The sequence below is a fragment of the Pseudomonas sp. 05T35 genome (genome assembly GCF_056396605.1).
Genome location: NZ_JBFTLU010000179.1, coordinates 1 through 14,334 on the forward strand (window position 1 = coordinate 1; position 14,334 = coordinate 14,334).

A 14,334-nucleotide genomic window follows, 5' to 3' on the forward strand; every position below is an offset into this window, starting at 1 on the left:
GCATAGAACAGCCGACCATTGGTGGCATGAATACGCTGTACGCCACTTTCCCCGCCTCTACGCACGTTGGGCTCTTCTACCCATTCACCGCGCTGATTCCAGAAATAATTGAAGCGGTCTGCAGGAGCGACTTCCATTTCCGATGCCTGTTCAACTGCCATCCTTCTACCTCTTTCGTAATATATAAACGCGCCGCATACCATAGAACGGGATAAAGCCCAAATGTTCCTGAACCCGAAAATCCGCCTGCTTGAACTCTGCGTCTACGGTAGTGACCGAGGCGTCAGGCGTCCGGCTTGCCCAGCTCGACATGAAAGCGGCAGCCGTTGGGCTCCATGGTGCTGAGACTGACGCTCCAGCCCTGGTTTTCACAAATCCTCTGCACCAGCGACAGGCCCAGCCCAAGCCCGTCCCCACGCTTCTCGCCACCGCGTACAAACGGCTCGAACATCGCTTCACGCTTCTCTTCAGGAATACCGACACCGCTGTCTTCGACCAGAAAACCGCGGGGCAGAATGGTCAGGCGAATAAACCCGCTGTCGGTGTAGTGCAAGGCATTACGCAACAGGTTCCCCATGACCGCGTGCAGGAATGTCGCGTTATAGCGCGTGTCCGTCGGGTTACCGGGTTCATAGATCAGTATGAGCCCCTTGCCCTCGATCGGCTCGCGCCACAGGCCGAGCAAGTCCTCGGCCACCCGCCCCAGGGTCTGTTGCGGCGACATGCTGGCATCTTCGCGCTTGGCCCGGGCGAGCATCAGGAAGGTCTGGACCAGTTCGCGCATCTCTTCACAGGCACGGGCGATCCGCTCGACCTGGTTGCGACTGCGCTGATCGAGGTCCGGGTTCTCCAGCAACAGTTCGCAGGAGCTGGCCAAAACCATCAACGGGGTGCGCAGTTCGTGACTGACGTCGCTGGTGAATAGCCGTTCGCGACTCAGCGCCTGGCGCAATCGGCCCAGCGTGGCGTCGAAGGCGACGGCCAGCTCACCGACTTCATCGGCGGCATAGTCTGGCGCCAAGGGCGGTGCCAGGCCGAGCAGTTGATCGCGGTGACGCACCTGGCGCGCCAGCCGGACCACCGGTGCCATGACCTTGCGCGCGAGAACCCAGCCAAGGAACACCGCCAATGCCAGACTTAATACAAACCCCACCAGCACCACGGCAAACAACACCCGTTCGCGCTCTTCGAAATCGCTTTGATCCTGCAGCAGGACGTAGCGTCGGCCGTCAACGATCTCGACGAGCGCGTGGTATGACAGCTGCTCGCGAAATACTTCATGAAAGCCCGCATTCAGATGCCGCAGGTCCCTGGGCAAGTCGAAGTCGCCAGGGCCGCCACTGAAGTAGAACAACTGATCGGGTTCGGGACGATGACTCCAGTCGGCCATACTGTCCATCAACAGCAAACGCTGTAAATCGCCACCCAGGCCTGCAGAAATCAGCTTTTCTTCGACCAGATGCACGGTCGCCACGATGCCTATGGCGAATGCCCCCGCCACCAACGCACTCATCAAGGCAAAGGCAATAATGATCCGCTGAGCAAGGCTCTGCTTAAACTCCATCACGCCCCTCGGCCAGGCGATAGCCGACGCCGTGCACGGTTTGCAGCAAGGGTTTGGCGAACGGCTTGTCGATCACCTGACGCAACTGATGGACATGACTGCGCAGGCTGTCGCTGTCCGGACAGTCGTCACCCCAGAGGGCTTCTTCGAGTATTTCGCGACGCAAGACGTGCGGGCTTTTCTGCATCAACACCGCCAGCAACTTGAGCCCTACCGGGTTGAGCTTCAGCAGGCGCCCTTCGCGGGTCACTTCCAGCGTGTCGAGGTCGTAGCTCAGATCGCCAACCTGCAGGGCACGGCGACCGCCACCCTGGGTACGGCGCATGACCGCCTCGATGCGCGCCGCCAGTTCAGACAGGGCAAACGGTTTGACCAGGTAATCATCGGCACCGGATTTGAAACCCTGCAGCCGGTCATCCAATTGGTCACGGGCGGTCAGCATGATCACCGGGGTATCGCGCCGGGCATCTTCGCGCAGGCGTTTGCACAGGGTGTAACCATCAATGCCGGGCAGCATGATGTCGAGCACGATCAGGTCGTAATGCTCGGTGGCCGCCAGGTGCAGACCTGACAACCCGTCCTGCGCGCAATCCACGGTATAGCCTTTAAGCCCCAGGTAATCGGCCAGATTGGCGAGGATGTCGCGGTTGTCTTCAACCAATAGAATTCGCATGGGCACTTGCTCCGTACACAGTTACGGCCGTCTTGGACCGCGCAGCTTAAGGCCAAGAATGACTCAGGGATAGGGCTGTCTGATTATCCGCCCTGTCAGAATGCCTGTCGGGTTTGATCGTTCCCACGCTCTGCGCGTGAACGATCATCTTCACAGAAAATAAAAAACCCCGCCGGCTTACGCCAGCGGGGTTTTTTCGTACGGGGTAAGGCTGGCTTACATCATGCCGCCCATGCCGCCCATACCGCCCATGTCTGGCATGCCGCCGCCAGCTGGTGCGTCTTCCTTGATCTCGGCGATCATGGCTTCGGTGGTGATCATCAGGCTGGCAATCGACGAAGCCGCTTGAAGAGCCGAACGAGTCACTTTAGCCGGGTCCAGGATACCCATTTCGATCATGTCGCCGTATTCGCCGGTAGCAGCGTTGTAACCGTAGTTACCCTTGCCCTGCTTGACCTTGTCGACGACAACGCTTGGCTCGTCGCCGGAGTTGGCAACGATCTGGCGCAGTGGCGCTTCAACAGCGCGACGCAGCAACTGGATGCCGACGTTCTGGTCATCGTTGTCGCCTTTCAGCTCGGAGATCGCTTGCAGAGCGCGAACCAGTGCCACGCCACCGCCAGGTACCACGCCTTCTTCAACGGCTGCACGGGTGGCGTGCAGGGCGTCTTCAACGCGGGCTTTCTTCTCTTTCATTTCAACTTCGGAACCCGCGCCAACCTTGATCACTGCAACACCGCCGGACAGCTTGGCCAGACGCTCTTGCAGTTTTTCACGGTCGTAGTCGGACGAAGTGTCAGCCACTTGTTGACGGATCTGAACAACGCGAGCCTGGATGTCAGCCTCAACGCCAGCACCGTCGATGATAGTGGTGTTTTCTTTGGACAGGATCACGCGCTTGGCATTACCCAGGTGTTCCAGGGTAGTGCTTTCCAGGCTCAGGCCGATCTCTTCGGAGATAACGGTACCGCCAGTCAGAACAGCGATGTCCTGCAGCATGGCCTTGCGACGGTCGCCGAAGCCCGGGKCTTTGACGGCAGCCACTTTAACGATGCCGCGCATGTTGTTCACAACCAGAGTCGCCAGGGCTTCGCCTTCAACGTCTTCGGCAACGATCAGCAGAGGACGGCCGGCTTTGGCAACGGCTTCCAGTACTGGCAGCATTTCGCGGATGTTCGAGATCTTTTTGTCGACCAGCAGGATCAGCGGACCGTCCAGTTCGGCGGTCATGGTCTCTGGCTTGTTGACGAAGTACGGGGACAGGTAGCCACGGTCGAACTGCATGCCTTCTACAACCGACAGTTCGTTTTCCAGGCCCGAGCCTTCTTCAACGGTGATCACGCCTTCTTTACCGACTTTTTCCATGGCTTCGGCAATGATGTCGCCGATGGAGCTGTCGGAGTTGGCCGAGATGGTGCCGACCTGAGCGATTGCCTTGGTGTCAGCGCATGGCTTGGACAGGGCTTTGAGCTCTTTGACGATAGCGATGGTCGCTTTGTCGATACCGCGTTTCAGGTCCATCGGGTTCATGCCGGCAGCGACGGCTTTCAGGCCTTCGTTGACGATCGACTGAGCCAGAACGGTCGCGGTGGTGGTGCCGTCGCCTGCGTCATCGTTGGCACGGGAGGCAACGTCTTTGACCAGCTGCGCGCCCATGTTTTCGAAACGGTCTTTCAGCTCGATTTCTTTGGCTACGGAAACGCCGTCCTTGGTGATGGTCGGAGCGCCGAAGCTCTTCTCGATGATCACGTTACGGCCTTTAGGGCCCAGGGTCGCTTTCACTGCGTCAGCCAGGACGTTGACACCGGCGAGCATTTTCTTACGGGCGGAATCGCCGAATTTAACTTCTTTAGCAGCCATGATCGATATTCCTTAAATACTTTTGTAGTAGCGGGAAATTGAGCGCAAATCAGCCTTCGATAACAGCGAGAATCTCGTTCTCAGCCATTACCAGCAGGTCTTCACCGTCGACTTTCACAGTGTTGCTGCCGGAGTACGGGCCGAACACAACCTTGTCACCCACTTTCACGGCCAGCGCACGCACTTCACCGTTGTCCAGCACGCGGCCGGTACCTACAGCAAGGACTTCACCGCTGTTGGCTTTTTCGGCAGCCGAACCTGGCAGAACGATACCGCCAGCGGTTTTCTTTTCTTCTTCGCTGCGACGGATGACGACGCGGTCATGCAGAGGACGAAGCTTCATTGTCGATCTCTCCTAATTGTGGTTTTCAGCGGCCGGTGTAATCCCGGCGGGTTAAATTCCGGCGTTGCCGGTTGCGGCTCGTCAAGCGAACCGCGGAAGTCTGTCTGGTGATCTTCACCAGAAACCTTGCGGTGACCGTTACATAAGGGCGCATAAGCTTATTACAAGGGCTGGGCAGTGAAATTTTTTACGGCACCGACCACAGAAACGAACACGGCACCGCACAGGTTGTGTGAAAACGCAGCGAGCGAAGGTGCCGTGTGAATGAAGCGGTTACTTGGAGTCGCGGTGCTCGAACTCGCCTTCGATCACGTTTGGCTCACGGCCCAACGGTTGACGCGGAGCCGGGCCGCCACGCGGTTGCAGATCATCGGCAAAGGCACGCTGACGAATTGCCTGCTCTTCGGCGCGCTTGCGCATCGCGTTGGCCAGCAGCCGGCGGGTGATCGGCACTATCATGATCAGACCGATCACGCTGCTGATGAAACCTGGCAGGATCAACAGACCGCCGCCCAAGGCCAGCATCAGGCCTTCAAGCATGGTCTGCGCTGGCAACTCGCCGCGGTTCAGGCTCTCACGAGCGCGCAATGCGGTAGCCAGTCCGGCGATGCGCAGCACAAACACGCCGAACATCRAGCCGAGAATGATCAGCAGCAGCGCCGGGAAAAACCCGATGGCCGCGCTGACCTTGACGAATACGAACAGCTCCAACACCGGGAACAGCAGAAAGAGCAATAAAAAAGGGCGCATCAAATGGTTCCTCAACGCAAGAATGCCTTGCAAGTAGAACGTAGATGACGTCGCCGTTTCGTGATTTCAAGCGTCGGCTGTCGCATTTTTCGGCCATTGCTCGGCGTGAGCCAATAAAACCAAGGCTTCGCGTACTTGTGTCGGCGTATTACACACTTCCGGGAACGGTAACCAGTACAGCCCCTGGCCAATGCGCAGGTGCATGCCTTCGGCGTCGATGCCCGCTAACTGAGCGGGTGCGGTTTTCGGCAGGCCGGCCAGCTCGACGTAATGGGCGATGGCCTTGGCGTGGTCGGCGTTCATGTGTTCGATCATGCTCGCTTCGGCCTTGCCGGCGAATGGGTTGGCCAGGGTCAATTGGTCGACCCAGTGAATCGCACCAAAACCGCCGATGTAGCGATGCCGTATCGGTTTGAGTACCCAGAAGTCGAAATCATGCGCCTTGTGATAATTCTGCGAATCCGGGAAATAGCGGTAATAACGCTCGGCGGCGGCATCGATGGCGGCCTGATCCTGGATTTTTTCCGCTTCGGCCAGGTAGGTCAGGCGACCAACGGCCTGTACGTCTTCAGCCTCGCGCTCACCCACCAGCAATGAGCATTTGGGGTCTTTTTGCAGATTGTGGGTGTGCTGGGCGATCCGGCTGATCAGGATCAGCGGCCGGCCCTGCTCGTCCAGGCAATAAGGAACCACCGAGCCGAACGGGAAACCGGGCATCGCCTTGGAGTGTGTCGAGAGCACTCCGCGGTATTCCTTGAGCAGCAATTCTCGGGCATGCTTGGCAGCTTCAACGCTCAATTTATGACTCCTTATATAGAATCCGTCAAAAAAACGGACAGGTACCTGGGACAAAGTTCCAGCAATGCCATCGGGCAGTTCTCATGTGCAGCCAGGCCACATCAGGTGCAGATCGAGAGGCTCTCTGAAGGAAACCACTCTGACCTGCCATTGGGGGCATGCGAATGAAACTCACTGACAAAGTAATCATTATCACAGGCGGTTGCCAGGGTTTAGGCCGTTCGATGGCCGAGTATTTCGCCGCCAAGGGCGCGAAACTGGCGCTGGTCGACCTCAACCAGGAAAAACTCGACCAGGCCGTCGCCGCCTGTAAAGCCGCCGGTGTCGAGGCTCGCGCTTATCTGTGCAACGTCGCCAATGAAGAACAGGTGACGCACATGGTCGCCCAGGTTGCCGAAGACTTCGGCGTGATCCACGGCCTGATCAATAACGCCGGGATTCTGCGCGATGGCCTGCTGATCAAGGTCAAGGATGGCGAAATGACCAAGCTGAGCCTGGCACAGTGGCAGGCCGTGATCGACGTCAACCTGACCGGCGTATTCCTGTGCACCCGTGAAGTGGCGGCGAAAATGATCGAGCTGAAGACCAGCGGCGCGATCGTCAACATCTCCTCGATCTCCCGCGCCGGCAACGTCGGCCAGACCAACTACTCCGCCGCCAAGGCCGGGGTTGCTGCGGCCACCGTGACCTGGGCCAAGGAACTGGCACGCTATGGCATTCGCGTGGCCGGTATTGCGCCGGGCTTCATCGAAACCGAAATGACCCTGAGCATGAAGCCTGAAGCGCTGGAGAAAATGACCTCCGGGATTCCGCTCAAGCGAATGGGCAAGCCCGAAGAGATCGCCCATTCGGCGGCGTACATCTTCGAGAACGACTATTACACCGGCCGGATCCTGGAGATGGATGGCGGTTTGCGGATTTAAGCCGTACACAAAACAACTGTGGGAGCGGGCTTGCTCGCGAAAGCGGTGTGTCATTCAACCGATAAGTTGACTGATTGACCGCATTCGCGAGCAAACCCGCTCCCACATTTAATCAGCGTCAATTTGACAGATATCAATCGTCGCTGACGGTGATGTTCGGCATCGCTGGCGTGGYGGCTTCCTGCAAGACAATCCGCGCACCGACGTGACGGGCCAGTTCCTGGTAGACCATGGCGATCTGGCTGTCCGGTTCGGCGATCACCGTTGGCTTGCCGCCGTCAGCCTGCTCGCGAATCAACATCGACAGCGGCAGTGATGCCAGCAGTTCGACACCATATTGGCTGGCCAGCTTCTCGCCGCCGCCTTCACCGAACAGGTGCTCGGCATGACCGCAGTTGGAGCAGATGTGCACGGCCATGTTTTCCACCACGCCGAGCACTGGAATGTTGACCTTGCGGAACATCTCCACGCCTTTGCGGGCGTCCAGCAATGCCAGATCCTGCGGCGTGGTGACGATCACCGCACCGGCCACCGGGACTTTTTGCGCCAGGGTCAACTGAATGTCACCGGTGCCCGGCGGCATGTCGATCACCAGATAATCCAGATCGCTCCAGGCCGTCTGCGTCACCAGTTGCAGCAAGGCGCCGGAAACCATCGGGCCACGCCAGACCATCGGCGTGTTGTCGTCGGTCAAAAACGCCATGGACATGACTTCAACGCCATGCGACTCGATCGGCACGAACCACTTCTGGTCCTTGATCTTCGGTCGGGTGCCTTCCGGGATGCCGAACATGATGCCCTGGCTCGGACCATAGATATCAGCATCGAGGATCCCGACCTTGGCGCCTTCACGGGCCAGCGCCAACGCAAGGTTGGCGGCGGTGGTGGATTTGCCCACGCCGCCCTTGCCGGACGCCACGGCGACCACGTTCTTGACGTTGGCCAGGCCTGGAATCTGCGCCTGCGCCTTGTGCGCGGCAATCACAGTAGTGATGTCGACTTTGGCCGAGGTCACGCCATCCAGGCCTTCGATCGCCATTTGCAGCATTTGCGCCCAGCCACTCTTGAACAGGCCGGCGGCGTAGCCCAGTTCCAGCTGAACGCTGACGCGGTCGCCCTGGATGTCGATGCTGCGCAGGCAACCGGCGCTGACCGGATCCTGGTTCAAGTAAGGGTCGGTGTACTGACGAAGGACGGCTTCCACCGCTGCGCGATTGACGGCGCTCATGGGCAACTCCGATAACAAGGCTGGAAAATCAGACGGGTATCCTACGCCGGACACTCATTTGTGGCGAGGGAGCTTGCTCCCGCTCGGGTGCGCAGCAGCCKTAACTTTATCGACGCGGTGATACTGACCCGAGTTCCTGGTGGACTTCGACAATTTCCACTCCACTCACTCCGAAGAAAACCGTGAGCTGTCGAGCCAGATCTACCTGAAGCTGCGTGACGCCGGGCACATTGCCACGCGTTCGATCACCCAGTATTTCGACCCGGAAAAGAAAATGTTCCTGGCCGACCGCTTCATCAAGGGCACCTGCCCGAAGTGCGGCACTGAAGACCAGTACGGCGACAACTGCGAAAAATGCGGTGCCACCTACGCGCCGACTGACCTGAAGGATCCGAAGTCGGCGATCTCGGGCGCCACGCCGGTACTCAAGGATTCCCAGCACTTCTTCTTCAAGCTGCCGGACTTCCAGCAGATGCTGCAGGAATGGACCCGCAGCGGCACCCTGCAAGACGCGGTTGCGAACAAGATCGCCGAATGGCTGGATGTCGGCCTGCAACAGTGGGACATATCCCGCGATGCGCCGTACTTCGGTTTCGAAATCCCCGACGAGCCAGGCAAATACTTCTATGTCTGGCTCGACGCGCCAATCGGCTACATGGCGAGCTTCAAGAACCTCTGCGCACGTCGTCCTGAACTGGACTTCGACACGTACTGGGCCAAAGACTCCACCGCCGAGCTGTACCACTTGCCGCGCCAGAACTGACCGAAGCGTTCCTGGCTGCTGCGCCAAGCATCGCCGAGGCTTACGAGGCTCGCGACTTCGCCCGTGCCATGCGTGAAATCATGGGCCTGGCCGACCGTGCCAACGCCTGGATCGCCGACAAGGCGCCATGGTCGCTGAACAAACAGGAAGGCAAGCAAGACGAAGTCCAGGCGATCTGCGCCCTGGGCGTCAACCTGTTCCGCCAACTGGTGATCTTCCTCAAGCCCGTGCTGCCGTTGCTGGCCGCCGATGCCGAGACGTTCCTCAACGTCGCACCGCTGACCTGGAACGATCACGCAACCCTGCTCAGCAACCATCAACTGAACGAGTTCAAACCGCTGATGACCCGTATCGACCCAGTCAAGGTACAAGCCATGACCGACGCTTCGAAAGAAGACCTGGCCGCCAGCCAGACCGACACCGGCGATGCCGCCCCACAAGGGAATGGCGAGCTGGCCAAGGATCCGCTGTCGCCAGAGATCGAGTTCGATACCTTTGCCGCGGTCGACCTGCGGGTGGCCCTGATCCTCAAGGCCGAAGCCGTGGAAGGCGCGGACAAGCTGCTGCGCCTGACCCTGGATATCGGTGACGAGCAACGCAACGTGTTCTCCGGCATCAAGAGCGCTTATCCGGACCCGGCCAAGCTTGAAGGTCGTCTGACGATGATGATCGCCAACCTCAAGCCACGCAAAATGCGTTTCGGGATCTCCGAAGGCATGGTCATGGCGGCAGGCCCTGGCGGCCAAGAAATCTACCTGTTGAGCCCGGACAGCGGCGCCAAGCCGGGTCAGCGCATCAAGTAAGTTGCCTGACTGAACCGATCCCACCGTCGCGTTGACTCGCGGCGGTGGGATTTTCATATCTGCTTGCCGGATAATGCCTAATCTTTATGCACAGGCCCGTTCGCTCAACCCGGCACGCCCATGACCGACATTCTGCTCACGCTCATCAGCACCGCCCTGATCAATAACTTCATCGTGCACTGGCCGCTGGGTGTCGATCCGTTGATGAAATCGACGCGTGAGCCTGCCATCGAACGGCGTCAGGTTCATGCCCTGGGCATTGCAACCACCTGCCTGATGTTGCTCAGCGGCGTTCTGGGTTACGCGGCCTATCACTGGTTGCTGATACCGCTTGGGCTGACGTCCTTGTACCTGTTTGTGTTTTTGCCCTTGAGCGTACTGCTGATTACCCCGGTGCTGAATCTGCTGACGCGTGCCCTGCCGCAGTTACCGTTCGACGGCTTGTGGCCGTTGTTGCTCGGCAACGCTGGCGTGCTGGGGCTGAGCCTGTTCGGCATGCAGGGCGACAAAGGCTTTGGCTATCACGCAGCGCTATGTCTTGGCGCCGGGCTGGGTTTCTGGCTGGTGCTGAGTCTGTTCAGCGACCTGCGCCAGCGCATTCTCAATAACGATGTGCCCCTGCCCTTTCGTGGCCTGCCGATCGACCTGATCAGCGCCGGACTGATCGCAGTGGCATTTCTCGGCTTCAGCGGACTGATCAAAACATGAGTCTGATTCAACGTATCGACGCACTCCTGCCGCAGACCCAATGCGGCAAATGCGGCCACCCCGGATGCAAGCCCTACGCTGAAGGCATCGCCAATGGCGAGGCAATCAACAAGTGCCCGCCGGGCGGCAACGAGACCATTTCAGCGTTGGCCGAACTGCTGAAAATCCCGGTGTTGGAACTGGACACCAGCCGTGGCTCGGCACCGGCGCAAATTGCATTTATCCGTGAAGCCGAATGCATCGGCTGCACCAAGTGCATTCAGGCCTGCCCGATAGACGCGATTGTCGGCGCGGCAAAACTGATGCACACGGTGCTGATCGACGAATGCACCGGCTGCGATCTTTGTGTAGCACCCTGCCCGGTGGATTGCATCGAAATGCATCCATTGCCCTCGGACAAAGTGCTGCCGATTGTCGGTGGTCTGGCATTCACGCCCGAAGAACTGCGGGCACGCACGGCTAAACGCGATCACGCCCGACAACGCTTCGAACAGCGCAATGCGCGCCTGCGTCGTGAGGAAGAGCAAAAGCACGCTGAACGACTGGCCCGCGCGCAAAAAGCCGCACAGCACAGCGACGCCAGCAATACTCCGCTGCAGGACGCCATTGCCCGGGTTCAGGCACAAAAAACCGCTGCCGCCGATGCCGCGCTGAAAAAAGCCAAGATCGATGTGGCGATGAGCCGCGCGCAGTTGAACAAATCATTGAAGGCATTCGGGCATCCACCGACCTTTGAACAACAGTCGCAGCTGATCATTTTGCAGCAGCAATTCGAAGCCGCCGAGCAGGTCCTGGCGCAGCTCGAAAGCACGGTGCCGCCAGTACCCGTGCAATCGACGGCGCCGGCCAACGATGCCGAACTCAAACGCGCAAAAATCCAGCTGGCGATGCGTCGCGCTGAGCTGAAAAAAGCCCAGGCCAGCGAAGTACCCGCCGAGCAACTGGAAGCACTCGGCGTGGCCCTCGCTCAAGCGGAACAGGCGCTGCACGCTGCCGAAGGCGCCAGCGAAAAACCGGCCCCCGATCTGCTACGCGTCGAAAAACGTCCCATCGACGCTCAACTGCGGCAACTGAAAACCGAACTGGCTTATGCCCGCGCCGATGTCAGCAAGCTCGAGCGGCATCCTGATACGCCGGCGGAGCTCTTGGCCAAGGCCCGCGAACGGCTCTGCGAAGCCGAGCGCCAGGTAAACGCCTATGTCGCCCCTTGAACCGGTCGATGATCGCCTGCAACAGGCGATGAAGCGGGTGTTACTGGCCACCGTGCCAGGCATGCTGGTGTTGTTCTGGTTATCTGGCTGGGGCGTTCTGATCAATCTGCTGCTAGCCTGCGGCAGCGCGTTAGCGGTTGAAGCGCTGGTGTTGCGCTTGCGCAAGTACCCACTCAAGCCTGCGTTGAACGACGGCAGCGCATTGGTCAGCGCCACCTTGCTCGCACTGGCGCTACCGCCTTACTGTCCATGGTGGCTGACGGTCAGCGCTGCGGCATTCGCGATGTTTTTCGGCAAGCACCTTTATGGTGGCGTTGGCAAAAACCCGTTCAATCCGGCCATGCTCGGTTTTGCGCTGGTGCTGGTGTGTTTCCCGCGACAGATGACCCACTGGCCAACGTCCCACGGGATAAATCTGCTCGCCGGCCTGCAACAGGTTTTCGGTTTCAATTTCAGCGGCGCCGAGCAGCCCGACGCCTGGGTGACGGCCACGGCGCTGGATAGCCTGCGAATCAACAAAAGCCTGACCATGGACGAACTCTTCGCCGGCAACCCGGCGTTTGGCCACATGGGTGGTAACGGTATCGAATGGGTGAATCTGGCTTTCCTCGCCGGCGGCGCGTTCCTGTTACAGCAGCGGATGTTCAGCTGGCATGCGCCGGTCGGCATGCTCGGCAGTCTGTTCGTCATCAGCCTGCTGTGCTGGAACGGCTCCGGTTCGGACTCCCACGGCTCGCCGCTCTTTCACTTGCTGACGGGTGCGAGCATGCTCGGGGCATTCTTTATCGTGACCGAACCGGTATCGGGAGCGAAGAGTCCCAAAGCCCGCTTGATGTTCGGCGCGGGCGTCGGTCTGCTGACCTACCTGATTCGAACCTGGGGCGGCTATCCCGACGGGGTGGCCTTTGCGGTGCTGCTGATGAATCTCTGCGTACCGGCCCTGGAACGCCTCGCCGCTGCACAACCAGAGCCTCGTACGCCATGAACCGGAATTYCAGTGTGCTGATGCTGGTGGTCGTGGCCGGATTGGGCGCAGGCGCGACATTTTTCCTGCAACACGCCGCCGCACCGCGGATCTCGGCTGAACAGCGCTTGATTGAAAGCCACAAGCTGTTCGACATGCTGCCAGCCGGCAGCTACGACAATCAGCCTTTGGACCAGCCACTCGAACTCAAGGATATCGCGCTGAGCAACAGCACCTTGTTGGGCGGTTACCTGGCCACAGCAGGCGGAAAACCCAGTGCAGTGATATTACGCAGCCAGGTGACGGGTTACGAAAACGCGATCGAACTGCTGATCGTGATCGACATCAACGGCAAGTTGCTGGGGGTCAAAACCCTCAAGCAATCGGAAACACCCAGGCTGGGAGGAAAAATCGCCGACCAGCCCAATCCCTGGCTTCAGGGCTTTTTCGGCAAGTCGCGCAACGACCCTGGTGACAGTGGCTGGGCGCTGAAAAAAGATCAGGGGCAATTCGACCAGTTGATCGGCGCAACCGTCACCTTTGAACTGCATCAGCAATTGGGAATGTATGCAGGACTGATTGCCCTGCAGTGCATTGTGCTGGAGCACAACGGCTTTTTTACCCAGGCCAGCATGAGCGACYGGATTCGCCTGTCCAGCCTGTTTTTCGGGCTGACGGTTGTTCTGGGCGTGTTGCGAGAAGCTCTTGGCAATGGGTCATTCGCCAGCCATGTGTCCTGGCTGACCGGAATTATTGATTACAGCGGGCAAGGCTGGCTGTTTACCGCTGATGGCGGCATACGACTGGCCGTCCTCGCCCCCGGCGGGTTTATCCTGCTGGGACTGCTCATAGCCGCCAAACAAGCCTGGCCTGGTGCCTCAACCTCACACTGACCGCCTTCAAGGAACTGCTCTACTCATGAATGCCGCAAAACGCCTGGAAATTTTCCGCCGGCTTCACGAAGACAATCCGGAACCGAAAACCGAACTGGCCTACTCGTCACCCTTCGAATTGCTGATCGCCGTGATCCTTTCTGCGCAGTCCACCGACGTGGGCGTCAACAAGGCCACCGCCAAGCTGTTYCCGGTRGCCAATACKCCGGCSGCGATTTATGCGCTGGGTGTAGAAGGATTGTCCGAGTACATCAAGACCATCGGCCTGTACAACAGCAAGGCAAAAAACGTCATCGAAACCTGCCGAATGCTGGTAGAGCTTCATGGCGGTGAAGTACCGCAAACCCGCGAGGAGCTGGAAGCGCTGCCCGGGGTCGGTAGAAAGACCGCGAACGTGGTGCTCAACACGGCTTTTCGTCAGCTGACCATGGCCGTTGACACGCATATTTTCCGGGTCAGCAACCGCACAGGGTTAGCGCCAGGCAAGAATGTCGTCGAGGTGGAAAAGAAACTGATGAAGTTTGTGCCCAAGGAGTATCTGCTCGACTCCCATCACTGGCTGATCCTCCACGGGCGCTACGTTTGCCTGGCTCGCAAGCCCCGCTGTGGCAGCTGCCGTATCGAAGACCTGTGCGAATACAAGCAAAAGACCTCCGACGATTGAGGCTCTATTACCTTTATTGATTTACCGATTGAAAAAATCTTTTTTACCCGCCGGGAGAATGTCGATATAAGAAGCGCCAATGGCAGTMTTAGCCTGGAGTTAACCTTATGAGCACTGGCAAAGAACAACTGGACACCGAAGACGACTTCATCTCCGTTGAGGCCGATGATGCCGAGCCTGTGGTAGAGG

General features: G+C 59.0%; 14 protein-coding genes and 3 pseudogenes. 9 read left to right on the forward strand and 8 right to left on the reverse strand.

Translation table 11 applies throughout. The features are described 5' to 3' along the window. The 7 genes from AC1DH9_RS15195 to AC1DH9_RS15225 all read right to left on the reverse strand — a co-directional run. Window positions 1-161, reverse strand: a 161-nt coding sequence (locus AC1DH9_RS15195; protein ID WP_477808371.1) for a lipopolysaccharide kinase InaA family protein, incomplete at its 3' end; no start/stop codon positions are given. Between the two features lie 122 nt (window positions 162-283). Continuing rightward, window positions 284-1,564, reverse strand: coding sequence for a sensor histidine kinase (locus tag AC1DH9_RS15200; RefSeq protein ID WP_427536218.1), 1,281 nt, complete (start codon window positions 1,562-1,564; stop codon window positions 284-286). Beyond that, window positions 1,554-2,237, reverse strand: a complete 684-nt coding sequence (colR, locus tag AC1DH9_RS15205) for a two-component system response regulator ColR (protein ID WP_054593790.1) — start codon at window positions 2,235-2,237, stop codon at window positions 1,554-1,556. The genes AC1DH9_RS15200 and colR overlap by 11 nt, the downstream gene beginning before the upstream one ends. Before the next feature lie 216 nt (window positions 2,238-2,453). Then, on the reverse strand, window positions 2,454-4,097 hold the full coding sequence (gene groL / locus AC1DH9_RS15210; RefSeq protein ID WP_477808368.1) for a chaperonin GroEL: 1,644 nt from the start codon (window positions 4,095-4,097) through the stop codon (window positions 2,454-2,456). Window positions 4,098-4,146: 49 nt separating this feature from the next. Next, window positions 4,147-4,440, reverse strand: coding sequence for a co-chaperone GroES (locus AC1DH9_RS15215; RefSeq protein ID WP_008032125.1), 294 nt, complete (start codon window positions 4,438-4,440; stop codon window positions 4,147-4,149). Window positions 4,441-4,713: 273 nt separating this feature from the next. Further along, window positions 4,714-5,190, reverse strand: coding sequence for an FxsA family protein (locus AC1DH9_RS15220; RefSeq protein ID WP_477808369.1), 477 nt, complete (start codon window positions 5,188-5,190; stop codon window positions 4,714-4,716). Window positions 5,191-5,256: 66 nt separating this feature from the next. Next, window positions 5,257-5,988, reverse strand: a complete 732-nt coding sequence (locus AC1DH9_RS15225) for a HugZ family pyridoxamine 5'-phosphate oxidase (RefSeq protein WP_054593793.1) — start codon at window positions 5,986-5,988, stop codon at window positions 5,257-5,259. 164 nt (window positions 5,989-6,152) lie between these two features. On the opposite strand from AC1DH9_RS15225, the gene AC1DH9_RS15230 reads away from it, so the two are divergent. Then, window positions 6,153-6,911, forward strand: coding sequence for an SDR family oxidoreductase (locus AC1DH9_RS15230; RefSeq protein ID WP_427536226.1), 759 nt, complete (start codon window positions 6,153-6,155; stop codon window positions 6,909-6,911). Between the two features lie 133 nt (window positions 6,912-7,044). Here the strand turns inward: AC1DH9_RS15230 and apbC are convergent, their stop codons facing one another. Then, complete coding sequence (apbC, locus tag AC1DH9_RS15235; RefSeq protein WP_477808370.1) at window positions 7,045-8,139, reverse strand: iron-sulfur cluster carrier protein ApbC; 1,095 nt, start codon at window positions 8,137-8,139, stop codon at window positions 7,045-7,047. 130 nt (window positions 8,140-8,269) lie between these two features. Between apbC and metG the strand changes: the two are divergent. From metG to AC1DH9_RS15275, 8 genes and pseudogenes are all read left to right on the forward strand, one after another. After that, window positions 8,270-9,705 (forward strand): annotated as a pseudogene (gene metG / locus AC1DH9_RS15240) (methionine--tRNA ligase subunit beta); the annotation flags it as partial. A 120-nt stretch (window positions 9,706-9,825) separates the two neighbouring features. Next, window positions 9,826-10,413 (forward strand): Rnf-Nqr domain containing protein, encoded by a 588-nt coding sequence (locus AC1DH9_RS15245; protein WP_427536233.1) that lies wholly within the window; start codon window positions 9,826-9,828, stop codon window positions 10,411-10,413. Then, window positions 10,410-11,624, forward strand: coding sequence for an electron transport complex subunit RsxB (gene rsxB / locus AC1DH9_RS15250; protein WP_427536235.1), 1,215 nt, complete (start codon window positions 10,410-10,412; stop codon window positions 11,622-11,624). The genes AC1DH9_RS15245 and rsxB overlap by 4 nt, the downstream gene beginning before the upstream one ends. After that, window positions 11,611-12,609, forward strand: coding sequence for an RnfABCDGE type electron transport complex subunit D (locus tag AC1DH9_RS15255; RefSeq protein WP_427536237.1), 999 nt, complete (start codon window positions 11,611-11,613; stop codon window positions 12,607-12,609). The genes rsxB and AC1DH9_RS15255 overlap by 14 nt, the downstream gene beginning before the upstream one ends. Further along, window positions 12,606-13,127: pseudogene (locus AC1DH9_RS15260) on the forward strand (RnfABCDGE type electron transport complex subunit G); the annotation flags it as partial. The gene AC1DH9_RS15255 and the pseudogene AC1DH9_RS15260, both read left to right, overlap by 4 nt. A 24-nt stretch (window positions 13,128-13,151) precedes the next feature. Next, window positions 13,152-13,481, forward strand: coding sequence for a hypothetical protein (locus AC1DH9_RS15265; RefSeq protein WP_477808372.1), 330 nt, complete (start codon window positions 13,152-13,154; stop codon window positions 13,479-13,481). A 25-nt stretch (window positions 13,482-13,506) separates the two neighbouring features. Next, window positions 13,507-14,145, forward strand: a complete 639-nt coding sequence (nth, locus tag AC1DH9_RS15270; protein WP_427532975.1) for an endonuclease III — start codon at window positions 13,507-13,509, stop codon at window positions 14,143-14,145. A gap of 107 nt (window positions 14,146-14,252) precedes the next feature. Beyond that, window positions 14,253-14,334, forward strand: a pseudogene (locus AC1DH9_RS15275) (PA3496 family putative envelope integrity protein); the annotation flags it as partial.